Origin of the sequence: Parafrankia soli (assembly GCF_001854695.1) — a bacterium.
Lineage (GTDB): Bacteria > Actinomycetota > Actinomycetes > Frankiales > Frankiaceae > Parafrankia > Parafrankia soli.
Genome location: NZ_MAXA01000200.1, coordinates 1 through 1,103, shown reverse-complemented (window position 1 = coordinate 1,103; position 1,103 = coordinate 1). Strand labels below are relative to the sequence as shown.

Annotated in this window: 1 protein-coding gene; it reads left to right on the top strand. The window is 70.4% G+C overall.

The features are described from left to right. Nucleotides 1–289 precede the first annotated feature (289 nt). The coding region (locus tag BBK14_RS15500; protein ID WP_116430083.1) for a DUF3987 domain-containing protein at nt 290–1,103 on the top strand (814 nt) is incomplete at its 3' end.

Sequence of the window (1,103 nt, the reverse complement as noted above, 5' to 3'; positions counted from 1 at the left end):
CCCCGAGCCACCCCGTCGTGGACGCCCGCCATCCCCGCGCTACCAGGCACATCCCCGTCTCGTGACGGCCGCGAGGCGGCAGGCGGCCTGACCAGGGCCTGCGATTAACAACCTTTTTTACACCCTGTTTCGGGCGCCTGGAGAGGGAGCGAGCGATTCAGATGAGATACAAGATCAAGGATCTTGTAAGTCCTGTTGATATAGACGCCAGGACCATAGGGCTAAAAAGGCTCTTTAGCCCGACCATGATCAACGGGCCGCCAGTTTCTAGCCTTAACGGCAAACGATCATGAAAAACAAACTGGTAGAACTCGCCGCCGCCCAGCGGACCCCCGAGAGGACCGAGATCATGGCCACCACACCGGCTCCCACCGCCGACGACAACCCGCCCGGCTTGCCCGGACCGACGGGGCGCATCGCCACCGCCGTGGCCGCACGCAACCAGCTCCCGGTCGACCTGACCACCGGCCTCGCCCTGGGCGTGCTGTCCGCGGCCACCCGCGGCGCCTGGCGCGTCCGGTTGAACCGGGACTGGACCGAGTCACTCGCGCTCTACACCGCCGGCGTCGTCGACACCGGCACCCTCGCGGTCCAGCGCGACCTCACGGCCCCCCTGGACCCAGCCGAGCCCGAGCTGGTCCGCGCGATCGCCGACGGCTACGCCGAGGACGCCGAACTCCGCGAGGCCGTCCTGTCCCGCCTGCGGGACTCCGTCGACGAGGCCGAGCACGGCCAGGACGCCGCGGCCCGCTCGCGGGCCGCCTGGCAGGTTGCCAAGCTTGGCCGGGAACTCGCCCAGGCAGGAGAGCGGCACCAGTGGCGACTGTGGTCCGGCGACGTCGCCCCCGAGTCCCTGCCCACCGCCCTGGCCCGTCAGGGCGGGGTCGGGGCCTACGTCGGCGGCAGCAAGCTGCTCGACGCGATCGGCCACACCGGCGCGCCGATCGCGTTGTCCGTGCTGTCGAAGGCCTACGACGCAGGGCGCATCCACGTCGCCCGCCCCAGCCGCTACGGCGTTGATCTGGCCGAGCCGTTCCTGGCCATCGCGATACTCGCCAGCCCCCGGTCGATGGCCGAGGCGCGGCGTGACCCGGCCCTACGCG